The organism is Ruegeria sp. BI7, assembly GCF_056537925.1.
The window spans coordinates 138,906-164,117 of the sequence record NZ_JBQFSK010000008.1; the positions used below are offsets into that span (position 1 = coordinate 138,906).

General features: G+C 54.9%; 20 protein-coding genes. 3 read left to right on the forward strand and 17 right to left on the reverse strand.

The window, feature by feature from the left end; genetic code table 11:
- Positions 1–54: 54 nt before the first annotated feature.
- Positions 55–654: a TetR/AcrR family transcriptional regulator gene (locus ACR0JB_RS16940; RefSeq protein ID WP_170397999.1), complete on the reverse strand. Its 600-nt coding sequence runs from the start codon at positions 652–654 to the stop codon at positions 55–57.
- 171 nt (positions 655–825) lie between these two features.
- On the opposite strand from ACR0JB_RS16940, the gene ACR0JB_RS16945 reads away from it, so the two are divergent.
- The gene (locus tag ACR0JB_RS16945; protein WP_170398002.1) at positions 826–2,220 is read left to right on the forward strand and encodes an aminotransferase; all 1,395 of its coding nucleotides are present in this window, start codon (positions 826–828) and stop codon (positions 2,218–2,220) included.
- A 63-nt stretch (positions 2,221–2,283) separates the two neighbouring features.
- Here ACR0JB_RS16945 and ACR0JB_RS16950 read toward each other — a convergent pair whose 3' ends face one another.
- From ACR0JB_RS16950 to ACR0JB_RS16980, 7 genes are all read right to left on the reverse strand, one after another.
- Positions 2,284–3,852: a trimethylamine methyltransferase family protein gene (locus ACR0JB_RS16950; protein ID WP_170398005.1), complete on the reverse strand. Its 1,569-nt coding sequence runs from the start codon at positions 3,850–3,852 to the stop codon at positions 2,284–2,286.
- Positions 3,853–3,877: 25 nt separating this feature from the next.
- A complete protein-coding gene (locus ACR0JB_RS16955) occupies positions 3,878–5,077 on the reverse strand; it encodes an aromatic ring-hydroxylating oxygenase subunit alpha (RefSeq protein ID WP_170507153.1) in 1,200 nt (399 codons plus the stop codon).
- An 8-nt stretch (positions 5,078–5,085) separates the two neighbouring features.
- Positions 5,086–7,152, reverse strand: a complete 2,067-nt coding sequence (locus tag ACR0JB_RS16960) for an oxidoreductase (protein WP_170398012.1) — start codon at positions 7,150–7,152, stop codon at positions 5,086–5,088.
- Positions 7,153–7,245: 93 nt separating this feature from the next.
- Entirely contained in the window at positions 7,246–8,301 is a 1,056-nt protein-coding gene (locus ACR0JB_RS16965) for an ABC transporter substrate-binding protein (protein ID WP_170398014.1), read from the reverse strand.
- Positions 8,298–9,413 (reverse strand): ABC transporter ATP-binding protein, encoded by a 1,116-nt coding sequence (locus ACR0JB_RS16970; protein WP_170398017.1) that lies wholly within the window; start codon positions 9,411–9,413, stop codon positions 8,298–8,300. Before ACR0JB_RS16970 ends, ACR0JB_RS16965 begins: the two co-directional genes overlap by 4 nt.
- Before the next feature lie 20 nt (positions 9,414–9,433).
- Entirely contained in the window at positions 9,434–10,228 is a 795-nt protein-coding gene (locus ACR0JB_RS16975; protein WP_170398019.1) for an ABC transporter permease, read from the reverse strand.
- Positions 10,225–11,088 (reverse strand): ABC transporter permease, encoded by an 864-nt coding sequence (locus ACR0JB_RS16980; protein WP_170362042.1) that lies wholly within the window; start codon positions 11,086–11,088, stop codon positions 10,225–10,227. The genes ACR0JB_RS16975 and ACR0JB_RS16980 overlap by 4 nt, the downstream gene beginning before the upstream one ends.
- A 190-nt stretch (positions 11,089–11,278) precedes the next feature.
- Here ACR0JB_RS16980 and ACR0JB_RS16985 point away from each other — a divergent pair, with 190 nt between their 5' ends.
- Together ACR0JB_RS16985 and ACR0JB_RS16990 are read left to right on the forward strand one after the other, a co-directional pair.
- Positions 11,279–11,920 (forward strand): TetR family transcriptional regulator C-terminal domain-containing protein, encoded by a 642-nt coding sequence (locus tag ACR0JB_RS16985; RefSeq protein WP_480790095.1) that lies wholly within the window; start codon positions 11,279–11,281, stop codon positions 11,918–11,920.
- A gap of 475 nt (positions 11,921–12,395) precedes the next feature.
- The gene (locus tag ACR0JB_RS16990; protein ID WP_170398025.1) at positions 12,396–15,716 is read left to right on the forward strand and encodes an ATP-binding protein; all 3,321 of its coding nucleotides are present in this window, start codon (positions 12,396–12,398) and stop codon (positions 15,714–15,716) included.
- A gap of 213 nt (positions 15,717–15,929) precedes the next feature.
- On the opposite strand, the gene ACR0JB_RS16995 is transcribed toward ACR0JB_RS16990, so the two are convergent.
- From ACR0JB_RS16995 to ACR0JB_RS17035, 9 genes are all read right to left on the reverse strand, one after another.
- Positions 15,930–18,464: a cation:proton antiporter gene (locus tag ACR0JB_RS16995; RefSeq protein WP_480790096.1), complete on the reverse strand. Its 2,535-nt coding sequence runs from the start codon at positions 18,462–18,464 to the stop codon at positions 15,930–15,932.
- A 362-nt stretch (positions 18,465–18,826) separates the two neighbouring features.
- Complete coding sequence (locus tag ACR0JB_RS17000; RefSeq protein ID WP_170398031.1) at positions 18,827–19,291, reverse strand: GNAT family N-acetyltransferase; 465 nt, start codon at positions 19,289–19,291, stop codon at positions 18,827–18,829.
- A 129-nt stretch (positions 19,292–19,420) separates the two neighbouring features.
- Positions 19,421–19,801, reverse strand: a complete 381-nt coding sequence (locus tag ACR0JB_RS17005; RefSeq protein WP_480790097.1) for a glycine zipper 2TM domain-containing protein — start codon at positions 19,799–19,801, stop codon at positions 19,421–19,423.
- 102 nt (positions 19,802–19,903) lie between these two features.
- Positions 19,904–20,815, reverse strand: coding sequence for a LysR family transcriptional regulator (locus ACR0JB_RS17010; RefSeq protein WP_480790098.1), 912 nt, complete (start codon positions 20,813–20,815; stop codon positions 19,904–19,906).
- A 15-nt stretch (positions 20,816–20,830) separates the two neighbouring features.
- Positions 20,831–21,436, reverse strand: coding sequence for a 3-isopropylmalate dehydratase small subunit (gene leuD / locus ACR0JB_RS17015; RefSeq protein ID WP_170398037.1), 606 nt, complete (start codon positions 21,434–21,436; stop codon positions 20,831–20,833).
- The gene (leuC, locus tag ACR0JB_RS17020; protein WP_170398040.1) at positions 21,437–22,831 is read right to left on the reverse strand and encodes a 3-isopropylmalate dehydratase large subunit; all 1,395 of its coding nucleotides are present in this window, start codon (positions 22,829–22,831) and stop codon (positions 21,437–21,439) included.
- Positions 22,828–23,733 (reverse strand): alpha/beta fold hydrolase, encoded by a 906-nt coding sequence (locus ACR0JB_RS17025; protein WP_170398043.1) that lies wholly within the window; start codon positions 23,731–23,733, stop codon positions 22,828–22,830. The genes leuC and ACR0JB_RS17025 overlap by 4 nt, the downstream gene beginning before the upstream one ends.
- A 311-nt stretch (positions 23,734–24,044) precedes the next feature.
- Positions 24,045–25,007 (reverse strand): 2-hydroxyacid dehydrogenase, encoded by a 963-nt coding sequence (locus ACR0JB_RS17030; protein ID WP_170398046.1) that lies wholly within the window; start codon positions 25,005–25,007, stop codon positions 24,045–24,047.
- A 4-nt stretch (positions 25,008–25,011) separates the two neighbouring features.
- A complete protein-coding gene (locus tag ACR0JB_RS17035; protein ID WP_170350800.1) occupies positions 25,012–25,206 on the reverse strand; it encodes a hypothetical protein in 195 nt (64 codons plus the stop codon).
- Between the last annotated feature and the right edge of the window lie 6 nt (positions 25,207–25,212).

Consider the following 25,212-nt stretch of genomic DNA (forward strand, 5'->3'; position numbering starts at 1 on the left):
ATCTTTGCAATAAATCCAATTCTGAGGTGGCTCGAAAATGTGCCGCCTCGCAATTTACGATATCGATTTAAAATCAAAATGACTTGGAAACATCGACTGCAAGAAAAACAAGCAGATTTTCAAAGCCTCTTCGGGTTTGAAAATCTCTGAGTGTAAATGGAAGTCGGTCCAGAGCCCTTCCAGCAAAGCAATCAATGCGTCTGCAGCAAGTTTGGCGTCTACGTCTTTGTACCCACCTTCGCTTATGATTTGCTGCAACAGCTCAAGGATCACTGTCCGGAATCTTTTGTCCCGTGAGTCGATGAAAGGAAATATGTCGGGATTCGAGAGCGCTTCGGCCCGAAATGAAAACCAGATCGCGACGTCCCGTGCGTTCAGGACCAAAGGGTCGAAATCCGCCTTGAGGATTGAGATTAACTTGTCCGCAGGGCCTAATTCCGGACGGTCCGCGATTGCTTTCCACTGCCCTGCATAGCGCGCCGACAATTCCTCGGCCACGGCAAGCAGCAGTTTCTCTTTGGAGCCAAAATGCAGGTTCACCATCCCCCTCGACAGTCCTGACAGCTCCTGGATTCTGGCCGAGGTCGTGCCGCGAATACCGTATTTATGGATGGCATCCGCAGCCGCCTGAATCAGCTGCTGTCGGTTCTGCAACTTACTCAGATCGCGGGCATTGGTCGGAGTATCGGCCTCGAGTGTGATCTTGTTTTTCCTTCGCTGGGTTACTCACCTTTGCTTTCTCGCATCTAGTGAAGCGAAAGTTCAAGGATTGACATTGAATGAATATTTGTTCATTTTGTGATATATGTTACATCAAGGTGCCCCATGACCCTGTTCAACTCCGACTTTCAGTCCGTACGTGACTGGGACAACGAACACTTCCTGCATCCGTGGGAAGGGATGTCATTCCTTGGCCAAAATGAACGAACCTTTGCCGAAAGTGGCCAAGGCGTTCACATCGTGACAGAGGACGGAAAACGCTTGATTGACGGACCTGCGGGGATGTGGTGCGTTCAATTGGGCTATGGGAACGCTGAAATTGCCGATGCGATGGCCCAGCAAGCGAAAGAGATGGCGTATTTTTCGCCCTTCAACAACGCCAACTCGGCCCCAGCCCGGCTGGCACATGAGATCGCCAAAAGAACGCCGGGTGACCTGAACCATGTGTTCTTTACAACCGGCGGCTCAACAGCCGTTGATAGCGCCCTGCGGCTTGTGCAGTTCCGCAATAACCTGCTTGGCAAACCTGAAAAAAAGATCGTGATATCGCGGCAAAAGGCCTATCACGGTTCGACTTATTTGGCGGCCTCAGTATCTGGAAAAGAGCGCGACAAAGGGTGGTTGGACCAGGCCTCTCACCTGACGCGCTTCCTGCCGAATGTGAACCCGTACACGCGCCGCGCCGATCAAACGGTTGAAGATTTTCTAGACGAAAAAATCGCTGATCTAGAGAACATGATCCTGGCAACCGGCCCTGACAAGGTCGCGGCTTTCATCGCTGAACCGATCCTATGTTCTGGTGGGGTCATCGTGCCTCCGCAGGGGTATCATCAGCGCTGCTTGGACATCTGCCGAAAATACGATGTCCTGTATATTTCAGATGAGGTTGTGACTGGATTTGGGCGGCTTGGGCATTGGTTTGCATCCGAAGACGTCTTTGGCATTCAACCAGATATCATCACCTGCGCCAAAGGTATGACGTCTGGCTATGTCCCCATGGGGGCCTGCATTATCTCTGATCGACTGATCGCAGATGTCAGTGGTGGGAACGCGCAGGAGGCTACGTTTTCAAACGGGTTCACCTATTCAGGCCACCCGGTAAGCGCGGCAGCTGGTTTGAAAACCATCGAAATCATGGAGCGCGACGGTATTCTGGAACATGTCCGCGCGCTTACGCCGCTGTTCGAAGAACGCCTTCAGGCTCTGGCGGCCTTGCCGCTTGTGGGTGACGCCCGAGGTATGGGGCTGGTTGGCTGCGTCGAATGCGTTGCCGATGCTAATGCTGATAATCTTTTGGACCTTGATAAGTCTGTTGGCGCATTGATTGACCAGCATTGCCAGGAAAACGGGCTGATCCTGCGACCGATCATCAACATGTGCGTGTTTTCCCCACCGCTGATCATCACGGAGGGCGAGTTGAACCAGATGTTCGATATCCTTGAGAAAGGTATTCGGTTGGCGACTGAAGACCTGACACAGCAGGGTGCGTTTAAGGCTTAGAAGCCGTCTTGATGCGGCATCACTATTTTACAAGTTGCAATGCCGCATCGCCTTCCGCTGTCCTCAACCCGCCTGCATCGACTCAGGCGGTAATTTAATCGGAAACTTGGCCCGCACCTCTGCATCAGCCTTGCTGCCAAAGTAGTTCGGATAGTGATTGGATAGGATGTCGTCCACCACCGACCGACTCCGCTCAAACATGTCCTGTCGACCTGCCTTTTCCCATGTATCGGTCAGTTCCCGATCCAGCAGGGTCGGGTAGACATATTCCGTCTCCATATATTGCAGGGTCTGCGCGTTACCAAGAAAATGACCCGGATCAATAGCGCATTCATGGATAACGTCGACCGAAAGCGTGTCGTCGCTCACCTCGATCCCGCGCAGCGTTCGCGAGATCATGCCCGCAGCCTCGTTGTCGATGACCATGGACTCAAAGCTGCAGCCCATCAGACTGCCAAGCATACCGCCAAATTCGCAGAGCCTGTTGGCACCGGCATGCGCCGCCAATGCAAAGGTCAGTGCCTTTTCCAAACCGTATTGCGCATCCGGGATTTTGGAATCCGTCATACCACACCCAACACTGGTCGGCAGGTTATAGAAATTGCCCATCTGGATGGCCGCAGCTGAAATTAACGCCTGTTCGCCACTGCCGCCAGTAAAGGACCCAGTACGCAAGTCGGTGATGAAAGGCCAAGCTGCAAAGACGACCGGAGTGCCCGGATTGATGAGGTTCGCAATAGCGACGCAAGACAAGGTCTCAGCAACCGCTTGCGCTAAGGTTCCTGCCAAAGGCGCCGGCGAAGTCGCCCCGGCCTGTGGGGGAACGGCAAGATCGCACACCAGCCCCATCTTCGCCGTATCGATCAAGATTTCCAGATTTTCGCGCCCGAACCTAAGCGGGGATACGATGGGACAGCCTCCAAAGATGACCGAGGGCTTTTCAAGGAACTTGCCCTCGCCACCCGATGCCAGATCGAACAGATGGATCGCATCCTGAATGTGCTCGCGGGTTCTGAAGGTCAGGCAGGAAGGTTTTTCGCTGCCTGCCAGAATGGCGTAGAGCATGCTCATGTCATGCTCATAATCCTGTGGCACATCCGTCGCCAAAACCGTGTCACCGGTCATGTGAATATTATCGAGCCGGTCGACCAAGCGGGTGAAGTCGTAAATATCCTTAAGCGTTGATGGCCTGTAACTGCGAGTCTCGGCATCAAAGGTTGTCACCGCCGTGCCGGAATTTGCGTAATACACCTTGTCCTTGGTGCAGTGCATGTCGTCCTTACCGGCCCGCGATCCGCGTGCATGGACAAAGAATTCACTGGCGGCTTTGGCCAACAGATCTTCCATCAAGGCGCGAGGAAAGCACAACCTGCCGTGCGCGTTCAATGTCGCCCCTTTTGGCACCACAAGATCGAGAACTTCCTGCGTTGGGTCCCCCACGCCTGTGCGTTCCAGAATGCTAAGCGCGGCCTCGTGAATGCGCGACATGTCCGCGTCTGACAGGGGCTTGTATCGCCCACCCGAAATACCCGGCCAGATTGCTTGCGAGGCTGCGTTGCTGGTTCGCACGGCTGCGCGTGCCTCACGCCCGCCCCCGCGCCGTCTTGATCTGCGCTGCGTTAGCTCTGTCATGTTCTTTCTCCGAATTTTGCGCGTCTCAGATCATGCTGAAGTAGTTGCGATAGAAGCCCGAAATGCTCCATTCCATCTCGGACAATGGCCCGGGGACGAAATGGTGCGAGTTCACGCCTTCCTGATTGTGCCGGATAATCCGTTCGTCATCGAGCGATGTGACATGCCACAGCCATGTCAGGGTATCCTTGTCATAGTCGCGCCCCTCTTCGGCGTCGCCGCGAACGTACCAGACGATCTGAATATCGGTGTCTTGCAGAGCACGCGGCACGAACCGATACCCGACAACGTGATCGGCATAGACGAGGAAATAGTTTAGCGTACCGATCCCCAGATCGGTGGCCCCGCCGTCTTGGGATTTCAGCTCACCCAATGGCGGCGCCAAGGGCGCGCCATCCTTGCTGCCGGTCAAGTAGCCGGGGAACAGTGGGTAACGCCGCCAATAGACATCTGCGCCCGGTGCGACTGCGTTTTCTCCAGTCAGATCAAGCTCCTCGAGGGGAACCCCGGCTTCTTTCATCCGCTCGTGCAGTGCCCCGCTGAACTCGAGAACCTGGGCCGGATCTTTCAAGGAATGACTGCGCGAATAGTCCTGATGAGATGGCGCGCAGTGATAACATTCCAAGTAATTCTCCAGAGCAAGCTTCCAGTTCGCCGGAACCGGGTATGAGGCCTCATGGGCAATCTTCAGATTCTCAAAACCGAACGGCTTTGACAGCGGGGCCAGCCTATCCAAAGCGGCGTCCAGCGGCGGCGCGTCTTCGGACGGGCAAACAAAAATCAGACCCTGAAATATCTTTACCTGAACCGGAAACAAACCGTACTGGCCCGGGTCAAAATCCGCCCCCATTGACCGCCCGTTTCTGAGCTTACCGTTCAGGTCAAAGGTCCACGCGTGATAGGGACAGATGAAGTTTCGCGCCTTGCCTTTCTGTTCAATGCAAACGCGCGATCCCCGATGGCGGCAAACATTTAGATGCGCGCGCACCTCACCCTCGCGATCCCGAACGATGATGATGGATTCAGGCCCGTAGTCGAACAGGAAATAGTCGCCCGGCTCGGCAATCTGGCTGATATGTCCGACCCAGATCCAGTTGCGATTCAAGAACGTGCTGATATCGTTTTCGTATACTGCCTGAGACGTATAGAAATGGCGCGGCAAGGCGAACCCTTCCCGCTGCGCTTCCATCAAGTCGCGCATTACTTGCAAGTCATCTTTTGGCATAGCGCACCTCATGCAGATTCAAGGGAAACGATTTCCCGACGGAAAAATTCACGGTCGATATCGCCCGCGTCGCGTTCAAAATTCCGGGCTGCCATGTGGCCCGAATAAACAGCGTCAGCGATCAAACCGGGGTTTGCCGCATCACCGATCAGTTCCAGACTTGTCAGTGGCTTGTCGGGCAAATTTCGCAGTTCCTCATAAAGGGCAGTCTCGCGCGCGCGCTGCGTGACCAAAACAACTGATGCGCACTCGACGCTTTGTTCGCGTCCGGTATAGGCGCATTGAACTCTCGCCAATCCGGGCGTGATTTCGACCAGGGTCTGGGACAACACCAGCCGAACACCTTTTTCCAACAAGCCGCGTTGCACTTTGACCTGTTCCAAGGTCAATTCAGTGAAAGGCGAAACCATCGAGGCCGGGGTTACAAAGACGACCTCTCGCCCGGCCTGCGCCAGATGATCCGCCAACACGCCACCGAGATAGGCCTGATCATCATCGTAGACCATAATCGGGCCATCCCCCGGCATTACCCCTGACATGATGTCGTCCGGAGTGAATACTTGAGAGCCTGACTCTATCGATACGCCCCGGAACGCAGACTTCCCGCGACCGTCTCGCCGCCATGACGCGCCAGTTGCCAGAAAGACATTCGGAATGCCCAACTCGACAACCTCGCTTGCTGACAAGCGACTGTCGGTGAACAGTTGCACGTTCCCGCGTTGCTGCAAGTCATAGACCCTGTGATCTGTCACGCGCTTCCATGCGGATAGCCCGGCCAGACCGGATTCCTGCAACACGCGCCCCCCAAGCTCTTGCTTGGCTTCGGCCAGGGTTACTTCATAGCCCCGACGTGCCAATTGCATGGCGCATTCAAGCCCGGCGGGACCGCTGCCGACAACAAGCGCGGCTTCTTCTTTTCCTCGGCTCTCTATGATTTCAGGATGCCATTTCCGGCGCCACTCCTCCCCCATCGTCGGGTTTTGAGTACATCGGATAGGAACGCCCAGCGCGTCGGAGGACACACAGATATTGCAGCCAATACACTCGCGAATTTCCTCGATCCGACCTTCCTTTATTTTGTTGGGAAGAAACGGGTCGGCAATGGATGGTCGCGCTGCGCCGATGAAATCAAGGATACCTTTCCTGACAAGTGACACCATCAAGTCCGGAGACGTAAGGCGCCCGACGCCCACAACAGGCTTGGAAGTGACTTGTTTGACGAACTCAATATACGAGGTTTGGAAACCATCGCGGGGTTCAAAGCGGGTCGTCGCCGAGTCGTTGCTCCAATCCGCGACGTTTACATCCCAAAGGTCCGGCAGCTCGGCCAACAATTCGACAACCGAACGGCCTTCTTCCTGTGCCTGCATGCCGTCAGAGCCCAGCATTTCATCGACTGCAAACCGCAGAGCAACTGCGCAGTCATCCCCGACCTCTTCTTTGGTTTCTTCCAGAAGCTCTCGGGTGAGCCTCACCCGGTTCTCTAACGAGCCGCCATATTCATCTGTCCTGTCATTGAACTGCGGCAGCAGAAAATGATGCGGCAAGGTCATGTGGTGACCGGCGTAGATATAGACAATGTCGAACCCCGCCTCGCGCGAACGCCGCGCGGCGGCGCGATGCCATTTGCGAAACTCTCGAATATCGGCCTTATCCATTGCCCGGGCCTGTTTGGGATAAGCGGTTTGCAAGGCAAGTTCTGACGGGCCTAGCAAAGGCGCGCGGCTCAGGTGGTTCTGCGCATGGTGGCCGTTATGTGCCAATTCAATGGCCGCCAACGAACCCTTGGCATGAACTGCATCGGTCATCAGGCGCAGCGCAGGAATATCCCGTTCGTCCCATAGTCGGTTTTCTGCATATGGGGACAAATCTGAAGTGGGATGAATTTCCGTCTCCTGATTGGACACTACGGCCCAACCACCCTCGGCCTTCATTGCCCGCATGGCAGCTTCGGCCTGCGGTCGCAGATGTCCCATACCATTGCAGTGGGGCACCTGATAGAACCGGTTTCGGGCCGATACTGGCCCGATCTGAACCGGTTCAAAGAGAACAGAATATCCGTCAGCGCCTGACATTGTCGCGCTTCCTCCAGAAAATTTGGAAATGGTTCTGTGGGATCGGCGGGCTTTCTAAGGCACCGCCAATCCCAATTGTGTAGTTAGATGGTTCTAAAAGCCCGCTTTGATGCGCTCGAACTCCTTCAACATCTTCGCTTCAATCTCAGGATTGACCGCGTCGAAGAACAGGCTGCCTTCAAAGAAGCTGTCCACGTCCGAGAACCCGTAGGTCTCAATCAACTCTGGATCAGCTTGCGCAAATGCGTCTTCATTGGCATGGGCATAACCCCAGCTTTCGATGATATACTTACCGCTGGCGGCCGAGCTGAGCGCGTTGAGCATGTCGTAGACCTGTTCATCGGACTGTTTGGCAGACTTCAGATGCACGTAACCGCAGACCCAGGTGGCGATGCCTTTGTCCACATCACGCATCATGACTGCCGGGGTTTCGTTCCAAATCAGGTTCAACTCCGATTGGTTCCAGCCCCAACCCAGGGTCACCTCACCACTGGCAATGGCTTGATCCAGTTGACCTGCATCAGACCAGTAGAAACGTACATTGGGATGAATTGCCCGCAGGTAATCCGCCGCCTTCTGGAACTCCTCTTCGCTCATATCGGAATAGCTTGAGGCACCAGTTGCCAGTGCAGCCATGGCGAACGCGCTGGAGGCTGCATCCGGAACGGCAACCTTGCCCTGATAGGCCGGGTCTAACAACAATTGCAGCGAAACATCATCAGCCGAAATCATGTCGGTGCGGTAGATCAGGCCGGTGTTCCCCCATTCGAAGGGTACCATATAGGTCTGCCCGTCGATCGTGATACCATCGACCTCTTTGATCTTGGGCATCAGTTTGTCCCAGTTTTCCAGCTTGCTGGTGTCAATCGGCTTGATCATATCCGCTGCGACCCATTTTCTCAGGGCGTCCGTACACGGATGGGCCAGATCGGCCTCAAACCCGGATTGAAGCTTGGTGAAAGCCTCTTCCACGCTGCCGAAATAAGTGTAGCTGGGCGGCCCGCCGTATTTTTCGACGTAGTCACCAAAGAATCCCTGATCCTCATATCCGGACCAGTCGAAAACGGTCAGATCAGCCGCGTCAGCCAATGCTTGGCTTGCCGTGAAGGTGGCAACCACTGCTGCCGTTAGTGATGCTGCTTTATTCATTTCTCTCCTCCCAAAGACTCACGTTTGCCCAAGTCGATCACCGAGGCGCTTTGAACCCCAAGCCAGACGGTATCGTCGCGGTTGTGATCTACTGTGTGAAAGTAGTTTGGCACTGCAACGGCGATGCTTTCCGGCAACCCGTCGACGCGCACATAATAGTGGACGCTTTCGCCATAGAAGGCGACGTCCGACACCTTGCCCTGAACATGCGCGTCGTACCCATCCGGTTTTTCCGCGCTGATCTCCAATTGCTCGGGGCGAACGCCGACCAATAGATCCATGTCATGCACCTGAACGTTGGGGTTCACCCCGATAGTCATCGAGCCAAACCCTTGAACATTCACGTCCAGCGTGTCGGCGTTCTCAGCAGTCACTTCGGCATTCAGAAAGTTCATCCCGCCGATGAAAGAGGCCACTTCCCGATTGCACGGTTGGGAATACAGAACCTCGGGCTTGTCGACCTGCTTGAGCTGCCCAGCGAACATGACGCCGATCCGGTCGGACATGGTCATCGCCTCGTACTGGTCGTGCGTGACCATGACGAAGGTAATTCCAAGCTTTTGCTGCAGGCGGCGCATTTCCAATTGCATCGCTTCGCGCAGGTTTTTGTCCAGCGCGGATAATGGTTCATCCAACAGCAACACCTTGGGCCGCATGACCAGCGCGCGGGCAAGCGCTACACGTTGTCGTTGTCCACCCGACAACTCATTAGCCTTGCGATCCTGCAAGCCGCCGAGTTCCACCATCTCAAGCGCCTCGGCAACGCGTTCCTTGATTTCATTTCGCGACAGCTTTGTCTTGCGCAAGCCGAACCCGACATTGTCACCTACATTCAGGTGCGGAAAGATCGCATAACTTTGGAACACCATGTTGGTGGGCCGCTTGTTGGCGGGCACCTCGCCCATCGTCCGTCCGTCAATCCGGATCTCGCCCTCTTCGTGATCCTGAAACCCCGCGATGATGCGCAAGGCCGTTGTCTTTCCACAGCCCGAAGGCCCAAGAAGCGAAAAGAACTCCCCCTCTTTCAAGGTCAGGTTCAGGTCGGACACGGCCACAAAGGTACCAAAGCGTTTTTCGACGCCCTGTATTTCGATGATGTTCTGTTCGCTCATCAGGTTGGTTTCCTTTGGCTTCAATCTGTGGATTGGATGGAACGGCGGCGGAAATATTCGGCAATCAACAGCAGCAGAACCGAGGACAGCAAAAGCAGCGACCCCAGCGCCAGCGTGTTGGGTAGCTTTGCCGGAAAGCGGATCTGGCTCCAGATATAGACCGGCAATGTCGGGCTGTTGCCAGACAGGAAGAAGGCCAGAACAAACTCGTCGAATGACACGGTGAACGTGACCAAAAGGCTGGCGATGATGCCTGGCGCAACGATTGGCAGAGTGACACGCCGAAAGGTCCCCACAACGCTTTCACCCAGATCAAACGCGGCCTCTTCCAACGACTGGTCGAAATCGTCAAAGGCGGATTTCATGATCGACACGGCAAAGGGCAAAGCCACGAATACATGGCCAAGGATCACTGTCGTCAGCGATGGCTTCAGGCCGACGCTGATGAACAGCACCAGCATGGAACTGGCAACGATAATGCCGGGAACGACCAGCGGGAGCATGACCAGACCTTCGGAGAATTCCCGCCCTTTGAACCGGTACCGGACATAGGCGCGCGCAGCGAAAAGGCCCAGAGACGTCGCCATCAAGGCAGTCACGCTGCCAACGATCAGCGAGTTCACCATCGCTTGAAGCAGCGTGTCCTGCTGACCCAACTGCGCGTACCATTTCAGTGTAAAACCCTTTAAAGGGAAGGCCACGATGGTTCCGTCATTGAACGAAAACAGCGGCAAAAGCAGAACCGGCAGGTAGAGAAACACCAGATAGGCGATCGCGTAAACAAGCAACCATGGGATACGAATGGCCTTGGTCATCTGATCCTCCGCCCCAGAGCGGTGACAACCACCACGAACAGGATTGCGACGCAGCCGACCGAAAGCATGGCAAGCAGAGACAGGGTTGCACCCAAGGGCCAGTTATTGGCCGCGCCAAACTGCACCTGGATCAAATTAGCCACCATTTTCCCCTGCGAGCCACCGACCAGGGCCGGCGTGACGTAGTCGCCCACCGTGGGGATGAAGATGATCAAGCAGGCGGCGATGATCCCCGGTACCGTTAGGGGCAAAGTCACGCGCACAAACCGTTCCAGCTTGCTGCATCCGAGATCGGTTGCGGCCTCTAACAAGCTGCGGTCGATCTTTTGCAGCGACACATAAATCGGCAAGATCGCAAACGGCGCCCATGCATGTGCAAGTGTAAGGACAACGGCGAATTCATTGTAGAGCAGGAAGGTCAGTGGTTCCTGAATCAGCCCCAGCGAAATAAGGGCCGAATTCATCACCCCATTAAAGCCAAGGATCAGCTTCCAGCTGAACACCCGCAGCAGGTAGCTGCTCCAAAAAGGAATGGTGATCAGCAATAGCCAGAGGGTCTTTTTCTGCGTCCGAAATGCGATGAAGTAGGCAATCGGATAGGCCAGACCGACTGTTGCCAGCGTCACCGCCCCCGCTATCGCAACCGATCGGATCATAAGATGCCGGACCAGCGGATCGGTGAACGCCTCTTGGTAATTCGCCCATGTCAGCGTGCGGTCAATCTCGACATAGGTCTGGGTCCAAAAGCTGTAGGCGACAAGAATGCACAGGGGCACGGCCACAAGCAGACCGACATAGAGCGTCGCAGGCGCGCTCAGTGCCAGGCCCTTGCCCGTTTCACTTCGTATGACTCCAGCCATGCTTCCCTGCTGAACTTTGCTTTCGGTGGCGTGACAATATCGATCACAAAATGGACAATCGTCCATTTAAATCTGGAATTTTAGGGCTAGCTGTGTCAACTGATATTTTCACAACCGGGGCTGGCCAATTTCCCAAAGGCCATTAGAAGGACCCGCAAGAGACTGAAAACAAACAAAACCACCTGATCAGATGACTGGAAAACGACAAGAAATTCGAGAACGAAACCGCCTATCACTGATCGAGGCGGTACTCGACTCGGTCGCAGAAAAGGGGATTTCCGAGACGTCGGTCAGCGAAATCATTCAACGCGCCGGTTTATCCCGCGGCATGATTCACCTTCATTTCGGGGGTAAGGACAACCTTGTCGACGAAGCTGCGCGCTATTCGTCCGAGCAATATTACAATGGCATTTATGCCATGCTGGAAACGACCGGACAGACAGGCCAAGAACATATTGAGATGATTGTTCGGGGTGACTTGAGCGAAGCCATTCTCAATAAGAAAAACGTCGCAATTTGGTACGCGTTTCGAGGTGAGGCCAGGAACAGAGCGGCAATCGCTGCGTTTTCAGATACCCGCGATGCAAAGCTTCGGAAACTGATCTTCAACGCGTTCGCCCGCATAGCGAAAGAGACTGAAATCGAACACCCAAATCAAGTTGCGCGCGACGCCACTCACGGCACGCTCGCCATGTTGGAAGGCATGTGGACTGACTACCTGCTTCACCCGGATTCCTTTGATCGCGACGAAGCAATGCGAATTGTCTTTCGGTTCCTGAGGGCAATGTTCCCCAAACATTTCGACCTTAGTGGCGCCCGGTTATATCAATGAAGCTTGCGGCACAGTACCTGTCACCTGTGATGATGTCCATGAACGTGGTCTTGCCTACACCGTTAGGTGTTAAAGGTGGATGTCCTTGGCGCAGCCGCGCCGCGCGGGTCAGTTGGTCTGATTAACCAATTCTCTGATGGTGTTCATGGACTTTCTGATTGCAGAGATTGGCGCAGCGCCACCATGGGAAATATGAACCGGAAAAGATCTGTCGCTGTCGTGTGGGCACAGATCGGGTTCTATGGCATCAAGCGATGTTGATTTTGCCAAGGCCGCCAATCTAAGTCGATCGTTGCCGTACACGGCTTAACGTCCAATGCGCCAATGAAATCCTTGACCTACTTTGAATCAGAGTCCTTCATTGAGTGGAACATGATCAGAAAACACCGTTTGCACGACGGGTCAATCCAACAAGGGAAAGCATGCTGGTAGGGCGCAGGCGATAGTTCTGCTGAAACAGCAAGCAAAAATGTAGATGTCCGATATAGCGTCTTGGCTAAAAAAACATGGTTTGTCCAAGTATGCTGCTGCCTTTGCAGAACACGAAATCGAACAAGGTGATCTTTCTGAGCTAACAGACGATGACCTTGTGACAATCGGCCTCCCCCTCGGACCAAGGCGGCGTTTCATGAAGGCTGTTCGCTTCGATGCAGAGCCAGGCCTAGACCCACACAACACCGGTACTGGCCCCGAGATTATCGCGGAACGGCGACAGCTTACCGTCATGTTCATTGATTTGGTCGGATCGACAGAAATTTCCCAACGCGTCGATCCGGAAGATCTGGCCGATGTTCTTCGACTTTTCAAAGAAACATGTGCTGCGTCGGTTGCTGCGTTTGATGGCCATATTGCCAGCTATTACGGCGATGGGATTATGGTCTTTTTTGGATTTCCCCACGCGCATGAAGATGATCCAGAGCGGGCAATTCGGGCGGGCCTGCGCATTATGAATGAAATGCCGAAAATTCGCACCCACGCGAAACTTAACGTCCGTATCGGGGTTGCGACCGGATTGGTTGTCGTCGGCGATTTGCGTGGCGAAAATATGTTTGAGGACGGGACGGCGATGGGTGAGACGCCGAACCTGGCCGCGCGCCTTCAGGCAATGGCGGATCCAGGAACGATGATCGTCGCCCCCAGCACGCATCAGTTGGCCGGTGATACCTTCGAATACGTTCTGCGAGGCGCGTTCAAGCTCAAGGGTTTTGCTAAAGAGGTCGAAGCTTGGCAAGTGACGGGTGAGCGGCAAACCGTCAGCCGTTTTTTGGCAATAGATGATGTGTTGCTTAAGCCGTTGGTGGGTCGCTCCGCAGAATTAGAGACCCTCAATGACAAATGGACGCTTGCCAGCGGTGGTCACGGGCAGGTTGTGCTTGTGTCGGGTGAGCCAGGAATTGGCAAGTCACGGCTGGTGGAAGAATTCAGGCAAAAATCTTCGGACTTGCCCGGCACGCAGATGCGATATCAGTGTTCTCCCTACCATTTTGCGACTGCGTTCTATCCTGTCATTCGACAACTTGAGAATGTCGCCAAGCTCCGTTCCGAAGACTCGAACGAGGCAAAGCTTGAAAAAATCCGTGCTGTTCTGGACGATCATTCCAACGATGCATTGAAGCTGGCCGCGTCCCTTCTGTCCATCCCATTCGAGGATCAATTGGGCCCCCTGAACCTGACGCCTCAGCAGCTCATGGATCAGTCATTAGACCTGCTGCTAGGAAATCTCACGTCGGAAGCAAAGGAGCAGCCGGTTCTATTCTTGTTTGAAGATGCGCATTGGATTGATCCAACGACCAAGCTGCTTTTGGACCGAATAGTGGACCGAATTCGCGACCTTCCGGTTCTGGTCGTCATGACATTCAGGCCCGAGTACGACCCGGGCTGGACGCTGCAATCGAACCTCACGAAAGTTGTTTTGAAGCAGTTGGATTTTCAAGAGGTGAAGAGCATTGTGGATGAAGTCGCCAAAGGTGAGGTGATCTCGGACGAGATGTACGACGCGGTCGCGGCAAGATCTGACGGAGTGCCGTTATACATAGAGGAAGTGACCAAAGATCTCCTTGAATCGGGCATTCTGATCAAGGGCCGAGACACTTATACGATGGGTGGGGCCTCTCCGGCCAACTCGGTCCCCAGCACGTTACATGATGCACTTATGGCGCGCCTTGATCGTTTGAGCTCTGCCAAAGAGGTGGCCCAGATAGGGGCCGTAATCGGGCCTCAATTCACCTATCCTTTGATCTCTAAAGTGGCCGATATTGGCGATAAAGCGCTGCGTGCGAACCTGGAACTATTGGTAGAAGCAGGCATTGTTACCGTTTCTCGCGCCGAAGACTTTGAAACCTTCAGCTACTGTCATGCCCTCATTCGTGACACTGCCTACAACAGCCTATTGAAGCGAGAGCGTCGTGTTTTGCACTCTCGCGTAGCGCAACAACTTGATGACACTTCGACGCACACGGGTGATGCCAGCCCAGAAGTGCTAGCCCATCATTACACTATGGCGGGCATGCGTAAGGAGGCCGTCAATTACCGGTATCTTGCCGGTCAGCGTGCTGTCCAACGATCTGCGAATACAGAGGCGAACACGCAGCTTTCCCTGGCCATCGAGCAATTGAGTGAACTGGAACAAAGCACTGAGCGAGACCGCAAAGAAATTGAGATCCAGGTTCTGAAAGCAGGCGTTCTACGATCAACCTCAGGAATTGCTGCGGATGAGACCGGCTCGGTCTACGCAAGGATCCGCGACTTGTGCGAACGCGTTGAAGAAACCGATCATCTGTTCCCGGTTCTGAACGGTTTGTATTCCTTTCATTTGGTGCGCGCCGAGTATGATTTGGCCAAGAACGTTGCCACGCAATTGCTGGAATTGGCGACTACAACACGCGAGACGCAGCACCAAATGGTGGCACATCGCGCCATGGGCGCCGTGTTGTTTCATATCGGGGAATTAGGTTCAGCATACGAGCATTTGAACAAGGCGTTAGAACTCTACAGCCGGAAACGTGATGGCCACCTCGCGTACATTTACGGGTCGGACCATGCGGCCATCACTTCGTGCTTTTTAAGTTTGGCCATGTGGATGCGCGGGGATCCAGACAACGCTCTTGAAGTTCAGACGCAAGCGGTGGCGGGCGCAGAAGAACTTGAGCATGCCCACAGCATTGCGCAGTCGCTGACCTATCTGTGCATGCTTTACCTAATGAGACGTGAACCTGAAAACGTACTCGGGGCTGTTGAAAAGCTTGAGGCGCTTTCAATCAAACACTCATTCACGTTCATGTCCTTGACTGCGACCCTCTGGCGAAGCTGGGTGAATGCGTATCTTTCGCCAAACCAGGAAACGATCCTTGCGTTACTGAAAGCTTCAGAAGCTTGGAGGGTAAGCGGGGCGGGAAACTATAAGCCGTTCTTTCTTACTCTGATTGCCGAACTCACACTTAAAACCGGTGATCGGGAAGGTGCCTTGAGCTTTTTGGCTCAGGCACGTGAATTCCAAAATCAAACCAATGAAGGATGGGCCCAATCTGAGACGGATCGGGTCTATGCGCTTGCGCTGTGCGAGAATGAAGTGGCCGAACAAGAGTTTCGTGAGGCTTTGAAATCTGCGAGGCGGCAGAAGGCAGGAATGCTCGAGCTACGCGTCTCGGTAGATTACATCAAGCAATGCAATCGTTTTGAACAAGCGCAAAGTGCCGACTTTGATCTAAGTGCCGTTTTAGAGAGGATCACAGGAGGTGAGCATACGACCGATGTGAGTGATGCATTGAAGCTAATTGCTGAAAAATCCGTCAGTTGAATCTCAGATATCCGCATGAAACGGCCGAAGCTGAAGCTTTTTGTTTTCGTTAGGTATTTGTGCAGATTTTGTAACGGCAATCGCGCAGCTTGTGTCCGTGCAGCCTTTTTTACGCACGCGGCGAATAGCTAGTTTTACCGTCCGCAACCCAGCAAAAAATAACCGGCTACAAACGGCTAGAATGGGTCGCAATCTCCTTCCATTGATGGCCTATCAGGAATTGGGCCCTTGTTCAGAAGATCCTACGGGCTCATCCAGATCCAACACTGCGGGGTCGATCATGCGTTTGTTTGCGCTCATCTTGACAGAATTCCGCATTGCCTCACTGCGCCGGAGCAATCGCCGGAAACGCGCTTCATCGAGCATTAGCAGTGTCGAGGGGGCCAATGCCCGCACGTTTACGCGACGGGGCCGTTTCAACAGCATGGCCAATTGCCCAAACATTTCACCACGACCTAACCGCGTAGTATGTCTGCCGAGTTCCACTTCGACTGCCCCAGAAGCGATAAAGAATACACTCCCCGCGAATTCGTCTTTGGATATGATCGTGTCACCCGCGTTGGCATATCGGGTTCGCAATGCTCTGCTGAGTTTCCTCAGTGACGCTTTGTCCAGATCCGAAAATAGTGGAAACTGCCGGACCAGATCCCGTCCTTTAAGGGCAATGTCCAGTACCGGACGCCCTTCAGACAAAGCACGTCGCGCCGCCACTTCCTGCATCAACACCGAATAGAGCTCTTCACCCACAAGGCCGTCCTCGCGCATGACCGCGTATTCACGCTCTTCCAGCCGCAGCGCCGTTCGACGGATGAACCGCCGCTCCAGCTTTTCGGCGTAGCCTGGATATTGGAGCCGCAATCCGTCAAGCGCTGCCTCAACCGCCTCGGATCGACGCGCCAACAGGTCGTCAAGCAATTCCGCAACCCGGCGGCCGTGGATTCGACGTATGCGCCCACGGACGAACCCATCAAGGTCCCGCAGGATCAGGCGCTGCATGAGCAGTCTTTCAAACCGATCCGTTGTAATACGCGTGAGTGGAAACGAGATTCGAAGCCGGTTGTGCAAAAAAACGGCGATCCGGAAAGACCTGCCGTAAACGACGGACCGGTTTGACGCGCGCTGATAGCCGAGCCGCCCTCCGGTCCGTGCGCCTTCAATGAGTCGATCCGCGTCGGACAGAATCTTCTCACTCAGCACAGATGACATGGTGCGCTCTCGCATCCGGGCCAACACGGAATCCCGCTCTGCCCCAGCCAGCGCAATAAGGCCAAGTGTGATCCGATCACGATCAAGAATCTGCGCGCTGTCTTCAGCAGCGTTTACGGCCTCGTCGAGGCGTTCACTGAACTGTTTGGCTTCGTTTCTGACGATATCGTGGGTCAAGTCGTAGTTTTCTGCAATGCGGGACACGTCCTCGCGCACCGATTGCAAGGCGACGGCGACCACTTGGCGTGACAGTGCCGTATCAAGCGGAGAGAGCCTATCGAGCCCCAGTTTTGTGATCACTGCGCGCAAGGTTGTTCCCTGCACAATCAGTGTAAACAGCGTAAAGCCAGTGGCCAGGATGCCGACCAGTCGCTTGGTCTCCAGCGGGATATGCGTGCTTTCGGTGACTGCCAGCGCCAGCGCCAGTGTCACGGCACCCCGCAGTCCGCCCCACAGCATCGCGGTGCGGTAGGGGCGTTCAACAGCTGGCGACAGACCGATTGTCGTGAGCAATGGCAACAAGCCGAACAGAACCGCCGCCCGTGCAAACGCTGCAGCAAGAACCACGACGGCCAACAGGCCGAAGTCCGACGGCTGCACTCCTTCCAACAGTCTCGGAATCAGCAATGCCGCAAGAATAAAGATCAGCGCGCCCGCCCAATGTGCCAGCAGGTCCCATACTTCTTGAAGATTTGTCCAACCGGCCGGTGACAAACGACCGGGACCCGTGAGGTTAAGCGTAAGACCTACGGCCACCACGGCGATAACACCAGAAGCCCCGATGCTTTGTTCTGCAACGATATACGCGAGATAAGGCAGTGCAACAGAAATAGAAATTTGTGCCATCTCCCAGCGGTCGACGAACGCCATCACCCAAACAGCCATGCGCGCCATGAGCCAACCGGTGAAAGCACCTCCTGCGATTAGCAGCGGAAATTGCCCCACAGCTTCACTTAGCAATGGGTCGGGCCTTCCGAGCATGACAAAGCTCATGAATAGTCCGAAAAGAGCAATGGCAGCGGCATCGTTAAGGAGGCTTTCGCCTTCGATAATTCGCGACAGCCTGCGCGGCGCGGAGATTGATCGAAAAATGCTGACAACCGCCGAAGGGTCAGTTGTCGACACAATTGCACCGATCAACAGACAGGCGGCCAGTGGCAGCGTACTTACCCAACTCAGCGCATAGCCAATGGAAAGTGTCGCCACGATCACCGCGACAACCGCCATCATCAGGATGGGCATCCAATCGTCCAGCATCCTGCGCAGGTTCATGCCAAGCGTCGCCTGAAAGAGCAATGTTGGCAGGAAAACATAGAGAAAGACGTTAGACCGGATCGGCAGGTCAATAATCGCTTGCGCGCCCGGGTTCAGCGCATCCGTCAGGTCGGTGTTAAGAAAGAATGCCGCGCCAAGCCCAATCACTATCCCAAGAACAGCGAGGATAACGCTGTAGGGCAAGCGCAATCGCGCGGCCAGTGGTTCCGCCACCCCGATTACAACAAAAAGAGAAGTGATGATGGTCGTAATGACGACGATATCCATCCATACGTATTACCTGAGAACTCGACCTAATGGAATCCACCCTTCAAGCGTTTCGACCACATCGGATCAAAGCGTTAAAATACACTCGCCAGGCTGTGCAGTTGCAGCCGATGCCAGCAGTGACGGGGCAAACCACGGCACCAGACCCACGATTTGACGGATTGAAAAAGCCAACCGATTAGGCCGCCCGCAGGCGTTAGATTCCGATGACTTCAATGGGCGCCAAACAACTTTAAGATCACTGGCCACATTCGGAGCAGTGCTATCCATCAAGCTGTGACCATGAAGAAGTTGCACGGCGCGTAAGCTGCTAGCTTTCTTGTGGTACCCTCTGCCATATCAGCGCCTGAGGGCCTATTGCGTCACAGGGCCTTTCGGAAGATAATCTTGTCATCGTCCTCCGCCCAGAAATCGCGGATGCGCGCTTCTTCCTCATAGCCATTCTGAGCATAGAACTTGCGCGCGAGTGCAAAGTTATCAGTGCCAGATGTGTCTACGATTAAGATACGTTGCCCTTTGTCTTTCAAATACTGTTCCGCGGCCTTGACCAAGGCCGCGCCCAGACGTTTGCCTTGCAAGTCTGGGCGCACCGCGAGCGCGAGCATATTCCAGGTTCCGTCAGCAAGGTCTTCTGGAACGATGTAGCACAAGCCGACGGCTTCGTCGTCTGAGTGGCACGTAAGCCAGAGAGCTTCTGTTTCCCCTGACAATGTAGGTGCCAGCATATCCGGAAGCATCTCGCTTGGGAAAAGTCCTGTATTGTCCAGCACGGCTTTGAGATCCGGAATGTCGTCAGAAGACGTTGGCTTGATTATTGGATTTGTCATTTTCTAGTTTACCTTAAGGCACGATGCTGGCAGCAATCCGGAGCGACTTTTTTTCGACACTCCGACGCAGTGTTTCAGCGCACGATAAGGCAAAGGTAAGACCAGCACCCCACTTTCTGTGCCTTTTCGTCAGTTACAAGCCGACTGGCCTGCATACATTCCAAGTCCGGCACCAGCCGCCGTTGCAAGGGTCTGGCCTGTGCCCGAACCAACCTGATTGCCTAAGACGCCACCCAAGGCTGCACCCCCCAAAATCCCAGCGGCACATCGGGCGTCGTTTTGTGCTTGAGCCTGAGTTGGTGTTGTCGGGGCTCCACATGCTGCCAAGAGCAACGTGCCACCAAGCAGGCATACTACTGCTGTCTTCTTCATGTCGGTTTCCTTACGTTCACGCGTATGTCTTAGATGCTTGTTTCTGGACATGTAGGGTCTGCTCAACTGCTCTCCAACCTGTGGTCGATTTAGACGCGAAAACCCGCCTAGTGGCTCGGTGTTTCGCCAATTGAGCATTCTCGTCGCGCAGCTTTGGGGTGAACCACGCAGTTAATCAAGGCTTCCGGAGTTGCTCCACTTTAGTCGACGTGTGCCTTAGTGAAGCACATCGGCAATCTGTCACTGACCTGCGCCGTCTGGGTGCAGGGTCGAGGAGACGTATTTAACCACATCCACAAACTCCTCCACCATTTTCGAGTTCGCCGTCGCCCGTCGCGCCACGTAGAGTTTGATGCGTTGACTGTCTGTCCGATACGGGATGCAGCTCAAACCCGCAGGTGCCAGCGTGCGGATCCAGACTGGTGCCAGCCCGATGCCAACCCCGTGCGCCACCAGCTGCAACATGGTGGATTTGTCAATGACTTCGCAGGCGATGTCCGGTTGCCATCCTTGGGCACGAAAGCTGTTCCACAGCAGGTCATGCAGGATCGGACGCGCGTGTTTTGGAAATCCGATAATCGGCTGATCGCGGATATCCGCCACTGACAGCAATGCTCGGCCCGCTAGCTCGGATGCGGAGGGCAGCACCACAACGGCTCCCTGCTGGTACAAAAGATCTGCCTGCAGAAATTCTTCCGCTGGGGGTTTGCGGACAAAAGCAATGTCGGTCCGATGGTTCGCAAGCTCTTGCGTATGGTAGTCCGAAGACGAAATCTCAAGAATATCCACATGCACCGAAGGTTGCCGTTTGCGGAACTCCATCAGCACCGGTGGCAACAGCATCGAGATTGCTTCGTCCACGCCGCTGACCCGCAGCGTTTTCAGCCCGCTGTCGGCCGTGTGTCGGGCTTTGGAAACGGATTTATCGATATCCGCCAGTATCCGTTTGGTGTCGCGCAGGAATTCGGACCCCGCTTGCGTCAGGCTGACCTGCCGAGTTGTTCGAAAGAACAGAGCAAAGCCCAGCTCGTGTTCCAGCGCGGATATACGGTCGGACAAGGCAGGCTGGCTGAGGCCGAGGCGTTCGCCCGCCTTTCGAAAATGCAATTCTTCGGCGACGGCCACAAAGCACTGAAGTTGGCGAAGTTCCAAGTCAACCTGTCCTGATTACTGTATGACACGCACTCTTTGCTGATCGCCCAGCCTGCCTTCATATTTGCGGATCGCATCGGCAAATTCCAGCGAGTTCAGGGTGTCGTCGCGGCCCTCAAGATGGGCGGTTTGCGTCGCGTCGTCCATTTCAAACGGCAGCTTTGCCTCGCCGTGTCTGATGACCCGGTTTTCGATATCAATCGTATAGCTGGCACCATCCTCATGGGACGCCGCTTGCATCAACTGATCCCGAACCTCAGGACTGACGATGGGCAAGGCAAGGCCATTCTTGCGCGCGTTGTCGTAGAAAATGCCCGCAAAGCTGGTGCCGATGATGCCCTGAATACCCAGTTGAACCAGCCCCCAGACCGCATGTTCCCGGCTGGACCCACAACCAAAATTGTCGCCGACGATCAATATTCTGGCCTCGTGCCAGGGATGTGTGTTCAGCACAAAATCCGTGCGCGGCGTATCGTCGTCGTGAAAGCGCAGGTCGGCGAATGTGCCATCCGCCAGCCCTTCGCGCGTGATCGTGATCAGAAAGCGTTTGGGCATGATCACATCGGTATCGACATTGGCAAGCGGCAAGGCGGCGGCCAGCCCGTGAACAGTCTTTGGCATCTAGTCCACTCCTTCACTCAGGAATTCGCGTACATCCGCGATACGACCATGGATGGCTGCGGCCGCCACCATTTCCGGGCTCATCAAATGGGTGCGTGCCCCGCGGCCTTGCCGACCTTCAAAATTGCGGTTGGTCGAGGACGCAATTCGTTCGCCATCCATGGCGATATCGTCATTCATCGCAAGGCACATTGAACAGCCGCTTTCCGGGCGCCAGTCAAAGCCCGCTTCGATAAACACCCGGTCGATCCCCTCAGCCTCGGCCTGCAGGCGGGTAAAGGTCGAGCCCGGAACGACGATGGCGTTCACCGACGCGGCAACCTTTTTGCCATTCAGGATTTTGGCTGCGGCGCGCAGATCCTCGATACGGCTGTTGGTGCATGAGCCGATAAAGGCGCTGTCGATTTCAATATCGGTCATCGCCTGCCCCTCTTTCAGGTCCATATAGCCCAGCGCCCGGTTCAGCGCCTCGCGTGCCTTGGGCGTCATCCCTTCGGTCTCCGCGGGGACTGAGCCGTCGACTGGCACCGACTGATCCGGGCTGGTGCCCCAGCTGACAAGCGGGGCAATGTCGGCGGCGTCAATCTCAAACACCGTGTCATATTCCGCGCCGGGGTCAGCGTTCCAGTCCAGACCGCCAAAATCCAGCGTATCGCTATGCGCGCGGCCCTTGATTTTCTCAAGCGCCTTTTTGTCGGCACCGATCAGGGCGGCCCGTCCGCCCAGCTCGACCGCCATGTTGCAGATCGTCATCCGCCCAGACATTTCCTGTGCACGGATGGCTGAGCCTGAAAACTCGACAGCATAGCCATTGGCGCCGCCTGCACCGACCACCTGAACTACCTTCATGATGACGTCCTTGGCGGTCACACCGGGGGCGAGATCGCCATCGATATTGATCAACATGGTTTTCAGCCGCTTATAGCGCAGGGTCTGCGTCGCCAGCACATGTTCAACCTCAGACGTGCCAATGCCAAAACCCAACGCACCAAAGGCCCCATAGGTTGTGGTGTGGCTGTCGCCGCAGGCAATCAGCATCCCTGGCGCGACAAGCCCCTGTTCGGGGACAACAACATGCTCGATCCCCTGACGGCAGTCACCCAGACCATAAAAGGCGATGTTGTGCTTTTTGCAATTGGCTTCCAGATTGTCGATCAGCAGCTTGGACGCCGCATCATGCGGATCGCGCTGCCGTGTAGCGTTCACGTGATCAACGACCGACAAATGGGCCTCGGGCCGCCAGACAGAGAGCCCTTTCTGATCCAGCCCGGAAAAGGCCTGCGGGCTGGTGTATTCATTCATGATATGGAAATCGACATAGATCAGCATGTCGCCGTCCGGCAGGTCGCAGACCTTATGTGCGTCCACCAGTTTATCGTAAAGCGTCCTGCTCATTCGGCGGCACCCTTCTGATCGATTTGGCGCAGGAAAAATGCGCGCATTCGGCTTGCTATCTCGTCCGGGATCTCTTCGGCCATGTAATGCGTGGTATCAACGGCCTCTCCCTCGACCCAGTGCGCCCGCGCTTGCCACAGCGCCATCGCGTCAAAACAGGTCTCGATCACCCCGCGCTTGGCCCACAGGACCATAAGCGGTTGTTCTACCTTCCGCCCGTCGTCCCGATCGTCATGTTCGATGTCGATGGTCGCAGCGGCACGGTAATCTTCGCAAGTGGCATGGATGGCCTCGGGTGTGCTAAAGGCCGCGATGTATTCGTCAAGCGCCTCGGCGGTAAAGGGACTTTCACCTTTAGCCTGATTGAAGCATTTGAGTTTCCAGAACTGTGCGGGGTCATTGCCGATGATCTGTTCCGGGATGGGGTGTTTCTGAATCAGAAAGAACCAGTGCCAATAGGCGGTGGCAAACTCCTTCGAGGTGTCGCGATACATTTCACGCGTCGGAGCGATATCCAGTAGGACCATCGCCTGGACATTCTGGGGATGATCCAGAGCCATTCGATGCGTGACGCGCGCACCTCTATCATGGGCACCAACCAGAAAAGTCTCATGTCCCATCTGAGACATGACCGAGACCATGTCCTTTGCCATTTCGCGCTTCGAATAAGGCGTATGCTGATCATCCGAGGCGGGTTTGGACGATCGACCATATCCGCGCAGGTCGGGACAGATGACATGGAACTGATCTGTGAACTGCGGGGCAACCGCATGCCACATGGCCGATGTCTGCGGATAGCCGTGCAACAACAAAAGGCCCGGATTGCCGGGGTCGCCCCCGTGACGAACAAAAATCTTCTGCTCGCCGACATTCAGAGTCAGTTCCTCGAAATCCAGAAACATACCGGAGCGCTCCGCGAAAATGGGTTGTTATTCACGATACCCGACTTTTACACCGATATTGATCGAATATACTGATCAATTTTTCTGAAAAATCATCACCGCCCAAGCATGTACTCTCGCTCAGCATCTTTGATCGGGTCAGACCGACCTGACAAAAAGGGCAAAGGCAACAAAGTTCTGAATCTTCGATCTGCCGTTCCCGTTAAAAAAACGAGGCGGTCAATGCGTTCCAGACCTCGGATGACTCGCCTTTGGAAAGTCCACCACACCTAGGTCAAAAAAAGCAATTTTTACCCTTACAGCTTCCTACTCTATAAAAGGTCGCGCGGTGTTTTTCCGGCAAAGAAAGCGTCTAAATTGTCCAAAGCGCGAAAGCCCATGGCGTCCCGGGTTTTAGTCGTGGCGCTACCTATATGCGGCAACATGAAGATGTTTTCGTGCGCTGCGAACTTTGGATTTCCGCCCGGTTCTGTCTTAAAGCAATCAAGCCCTGCGGCGGCCAGCTTTCCACTTTCAATGGCTTGCACCAGCGCGTCTTCATCAACAAGAGCGCCACGAGCTGAGTTGACGAGTATTGCATCGTCAGGCAGCGCAGCCAGCCGTTCGGCATTCATAAGGTCCAGAGTTTCGGGCGTCGCAGGACAGTGAAGCGACAAAAAGTCGGCCACTGGCAAAAGAGTATCGACGCTTTCGTGATAAATTGCCCCCTGTTCCTTATCAGGTGACAGGCGGGTGCGGTTGAAATAGTGAACTTCCATATCAAACCCGCGTGCTTTTGTTGCAAATGCCCGACCCACGCGCCCCATACCGACGATGCCCAGGCGCGCACCCGTGAGTTGCTTGCCGACCATGAAAGATGGGCTCCAACTGTCCCAAGCACCTGTACGCATAAGGCGATCGCCTCGGACAGCGTGCCGCGCCGCACCAAGCATGAGCAACATTGCAAGTTCCGCCGTAGCGTCAGAAAGGACGTCTGGTGTGTTTGTCACCACGACCCCCCTTGCTGCCAAGGCCGGCAGGTCGCAATGGTCCACACCAACAGAATGGTTCGCGACAATTTTTAAACGCGGGTCAAGCTTTGACACGACCTCTGCTGAGAAGTGTTCCGAATGGCAGGGCATTATTGCGTCCACCTTCGAACTCATCTCAATGATCTCTTCTGACGTGCCCGGAGTATCGGCTTCGTTCAGGATCACGTCATAATCCTTTCGCGCACGGGCAATGGTTGCGTCGGACACGCGGCGCGGCAGCCATAGGACTGGTCTGTCACTCATGCGTTCAGTCCTTTTTGACGGCGTCTTCCCAGAAATTATAAAGCGCCAAGGCAATCACAAAGACCGCAATACACAGGAAAGGCAAACCTCCCCAAAACCCGGCAAAGCCAGTTGAAATGCTGTGTGCAAGGCCAAGAACAAAAACCATCATCAGACCGGTGCCGATAATGCCCATAAGAATGTTGGTAAGTCGCGACATCGTTTA

Excerpts from the sequence above, each read along its gene's own strand:
- ACR0JB_RS17035 (WP_170350800.1), bottom strand. The coding sequence starts at position 25,206 with ATGTCGCGACTTACCAACATTCTTATGGGCATTATCGGCACCGGTCTG.
- ACR0JB_RS16950 (WP_170398005.1), bottom strand. The coding sequence starts at position 3,852 with ATGACAGAGCTAACGCAGCGCAGATCAAGACGGCGCGGGGGCGGGCGT.
- ACR0JB_RS16945 (WP_170398002.1), top strand. The coding sequence starts at position 826 with ATGACCCTGTTCAACTCCGACTTTCAGTCCGTACGTGACTGGGACAAC.
- ACR0JB_RS16965 (WP_170398014.1), bottom strand. The coding sequence starts at position 8,301 with ATGAATAAAGCAGCATCACTAACGGCAGCAGTGGTTGCCACCTTCACG.
- ACR0JB_RS16960 (WP_170398012.1), bottom strand. The coding sequence starts at position 7,152 with ATGTCAGGCGCTGACGGATATTCTGTTCTCTTTGAACCGGTTCAGATC.
- ACR0JB_RS16955 (WP_170507153.1), bottom strand. The coding sequence starts at position 5,077 with ATGCCAAAAGATGACTTGCAAGTAATGCGCGACTTGATGGAAGCGCAG.
- ACR0JB_RS16995 (WP_480790096.1), bottom strand. The coding sequence starts at position 18,464 with ATGGATATCGTCGTCATTACGACCATCATCACTTCTCTTTTTGTTGTA.
- ACR0JB_RS16975 (WP_170398019.1), bottom strand. The coding sequence starts at position 10,228 with ATGACCAAGGCCATTCGTATCCCATGGTTGCTTGTTTACGCGATCGCC.
- leuC (WP_170398040.1), bottom strand. The coding sequence starts at position 22,831 with ATGAGCAGGACGCTTTACGATAAACTGGTGGACGCACATAAGGTCTGC.
- ACR0JB_RS16980 (WP_170362042.1), bottom strand. The coding sequence starts at position 11,088 with ATGGCTGGAGTCATACGAAGTGAAACGGGCAAGGGCCTGGCACTGAGC.
- ACR0JB_RS17025 (WP_170398043.1), bottom strand. The coding sequence starts at position 23,733 with ATGTTTCTGGATTTCGAGGAACTGACTCTGAATGTCGGCGAGCAGAAG.
- ACR0JB_RS17030 (WP_170398046.1), bottom strand. The coding sequence starts at position 25,007 with ATGAGTGACAGACCAGTCCTATGGCTGCCGCGCCGCGTGTCCGACGCA.
- ACR0JB_RS16990 (WP_170398025.1), top strand. The coding sequence starts at position 12,396 with ATGTCCGATATAGCGTCTTGGCTAAAAAAACATGGTTTGTCCAAGTAT.
- ACR0JB_RS16970 (WP_170398017.1), bottom strand. The coding sequence starts at position 9,413 with ATGAGCGAACAGAACATCATCGAAATACAGGGCGTCGAAAAACGCTTT.
- leuD (WP_170398037.1), bottom strand. The coding sequence starts at position 21,436 with ATGCCAAAGACTGTTCACGGGCTGGCCGCCGCCTTGCCGCTTGCCAAT.
- ACR0JB_RS17000 (WP_170398031.1), bottom strand. The coding sequence starts at position 19,291 with ATGACAAATCCAATAATCAAGCCAACGTCTTCTGACGACATTCCGGAT.
- ACR0JB_RS16985 (WP_480790095.1), top strand. The coding sequence starts at position 11,279 with ATGACTGGAAAACGACAAGAAATTCGAGAACGAAACCGCCTATCACTG.
- ACR0JB_RS17005 (WP_480790097.1), bottom strand. The coding sequence starts at position 19,801 with ATGCTCAATTGGCGAAACACCGAGCCACTAGGCGGGTTTTCGCGTCTA.